Source organism: Actinomycetota bacterium (assembly GCA_036280995.1).
Taxonomy (GTDB): Bacteria; Actinomycetota; CALGFH01; order CALGFH01; family CALGFH01; genus CALGFH01.
Genome location: DASUPQ010000076.1, coordinates 1 through 2525, shown reverse-complemented (window position 1 = coordinate 2525; position 2525 = coordinate 1). Strand labels below are relative to the sequence as shown.

The window sequence follows — 2525 nt, the reverse complement described above, 5'->3', positions numbered from 1 at the left end:
TCTTCCTCACGATGCTCACCCGCCTCGGCGGTGCCGGAACGTTCGTGGTCTTCGGTGTGCTGGCCCTGTCGGCCTTCCTCTTCGTCTTCAAGCTCGCCCCGGAGACCAAGGGTCGGCCGCTGGAGGACATCCGGCACTACTGGGAGAACGGCGGCACCTGGCCCACCGAGACGCCGTCGGGTGGCGTCGACATCGAGACCGGGGACGCCCGATGAACGCCCCGCTGGACAACACGTCGAACAACACATCGGAGGACACCGTGGAGAAGCAGCTCGGCCAGGTGGTCGGCATCGACATCGGTGGCTCCAAGACCCACGCCGTCAGCCAAATGAAGGGAGAGATCGTGGCCGAAGTCCTGGCCGGCAGTGCGAACCTGGCCTCGGTCGGCATCATCGAGGCCGGTCGCCAGCTGGACACCATCCTCGACCAGCTCGACCGGGCCACCGACGGCGCGCCGATCCGGGCCATCTGCGCCGGAGCGGCGGGAGTCGACACGGTCGAGGCCGAGCTTCGGCTCCGCGACCTGATCTCGTCGAAGGTCCCGGCCGCCTCGGTCCGGATCGTGCACGACACCGAGCTCATCCTGGCCGCGGCCGGACTGGAGCACGGCGTCGCCCTGATCGCCGGCACCGGCTCGGTCGCCTGGGGCCGTACCCCGGTCTCAGGTGTGGGCGGCGGTCGGGTCGCCCGAGCCGGCGGCTGGGGGTATCTGCTCGGCGACGAGGGCAGCGGATACTGGATCGCCCGGGAGGCCGTCCGGCACGCCCTGCGGCTCGCCGATCTGGGCCACCGGCCCGACCGGCTGTCCCAGCAGCTGGCCGCGGACTGCGGCCTGCAGCGTCCGGCCCAGCTGATCGACCACTTCTACGGCCAGCCCGAGCGCCGCTACTGGGCCGGGCACGCCCGGGTCGTCTTCGAGCTCGCCGACTCCGGCGACCGGGCCGCGACCGGCATCATCGACCGGGGGGCAGGCGCGCTGGCTGATCTGGTCGGCACCGTGGTCGACGTGTTGGGCGAGCCGCTGCCCGTCGTGCTCGGCGGTGGCGTGCTCGTCCACCAGACGGCGCTGTCCTCCCGGGTTGCGGCCCTGCTCGGCGATCGTGGTCTGCTCGACGTACGGGTGCTCGACCGCGATCCTGCTCATGGAGCCGCCCGACTGGCCGCCGATATCCTCCCCGTCCACAACTGAGAAAGGAACCTTGACACCGATGACCACCACCTCCACCCCCGGATCGTTGATGGCGGCCGAGATCGCCGAGCAGCCGGACGTCTGGCGCCGGCTGCTGGCCGAGACCTCGGCGCCCGACAGCGACCTCGCCCGGGCCGCCGACCTGATCGCGACGTACCAGCCGCGGTTCGTCCAGTTCGTCGCCCGGGGCACCAGCGATCACGCGGCGTTGTACGCGAAGTACGTCGCCGAGATCGGCCTGCAGCTGCCCTGCGGCCTGGTCTCGCCGTCGACGATGACCGCATATGGCTCCCGACCGGACCTCCACGGCGTGCTGATGATCGGCGTCAGCCAGTCGGGCGGCTCGCCGGACCTGGTCCAGTCGCTCGAGGTCGCCCGTGAGTGCGGCGCCCTGACGATCGCGGTCACCAACAAGGCCGAATCGGCGCTGGCCCAGGCCGCCGAGGCCCACATCGACGTACGGGCGGGGGCGGAGCTGGCCGTTGCGGCGACCAAGTCCTACACCGCCCAGCTGCTCGCCCTCTATCTGCTGTTCGACCGGGTCCGTGGTGGCCACGGCGAGGCCGCCGAGGCGCTGCCGGAGCTCGCGGAGCAGGTGCTGGCCGGCGACGACCGGATCGCCCTGCTGGCGCAGCGCTACCGGTTCGCCAGCCGGCTGGTGACCACCGGCCGTGGCTACTCCTACCCGACCGCGCGGGAGGCCGCGCTGAAGCTCATGGAGACCTCCTACCTGTCCGCGCAGGCGTTCTCGGGCGCCGACCTGCTGCACGGGCCGCTGGCCATGATCGAGCCGCAGGTGCCGGTGCTGGCGGTCGTCGCCGAGGGCGTCGGCGGTGAGGCGATGGGCCAGGTGCTGCCCCGGCTGGCCGAGCAGGGCGCTGACGTGTTCTGCGTCGGCAGCGCGGCCGCGGTGGACAGCGCGGCCGTCGGGGTCGCCCTGCCGGCCGGCACCCCGGAGGAGCTGTCGCCGCTGCTGGAGATCCTGCCGTTCCAGCAGCTCGCCCAGCATCTGGCCATCGCCCGGGGCGGCAACCCGGACGCGCCACGCGGGTTGCGGAAGGTGACCGAGACCCTCTGAACGCCGTACGCGCCGTCGGGCATGCCCGACGGCGCGTACGAGCTGGGCGGTCTGGCGGTGGACGTTCGCTCCGGCGTTGCCCGGCTGGCCGAGCCGCCCCTGGGCGGCGACACCAGCCGATCGAGACGATTTCGTTATTCGCCGCTCGACCTGAGAGAATGGACCAAAGGAGGGGAGTATTCCCCCGCGGCGGCATCGTCACCTCGGCCCCAGACCTGATTGTTCAGGGTTCGCCCCGAAACTCCAGGCCTAGCCCGG

Annotated in this window: 3 protein-coding genes; all 3 read left to right on the top strand. The window is 71.8% G+C overall.

Annotated elements, in window-relative coordinates; genetic code table 11:
- A partial coding sequence (locus tag VF468_02105) for an MFS transporter (GenBank protein ID HEX5877109.1) occupies positions 1–215 on the top strand: 215 nt, incomplete at its 5' end.
- Complete coding sequence (locus tag VF468_02100) at positions 212–1189, top strand: BadF/BadG/BcrA/BcrD ATPase family protein (GenBank protein ID HEX5877108.1); 978 nt, start codon at positions 212–214, stop codon at positions 1187–1189. The genes VF468_02105 and VF468_02100, both read left to right, overlap by 4 nt.
- A gap of 19 nt (positions 1190–1208) precedes the next feature.
- Positions 1209–2267, top strand: coding sequence for an SIS domain-containing protein (locus tag VF468_02095; GenBank protein ID HEX5877107.1), 1059 nt, complete (start codon positions 1209–1211; stop codon positions 2265–2267).
- Positions 2268–2525: the final 258 nt, after the last annotated feature.

Coding starts and splice junctions, on each gene's coding strand:
- VF468_02095 (HEX5877107.1), top strand. CDS start 1,209: ATGACCACCACCTCCACCCCCGGATCGTTGATGGCGGCCGAGATCGCC.
- VF468_02100 (HEX5877108.1), top strand. CDS start 212: ATGAACGCCCCGCTGGACAACACGTCGAACAACACATCGGAGGACACC.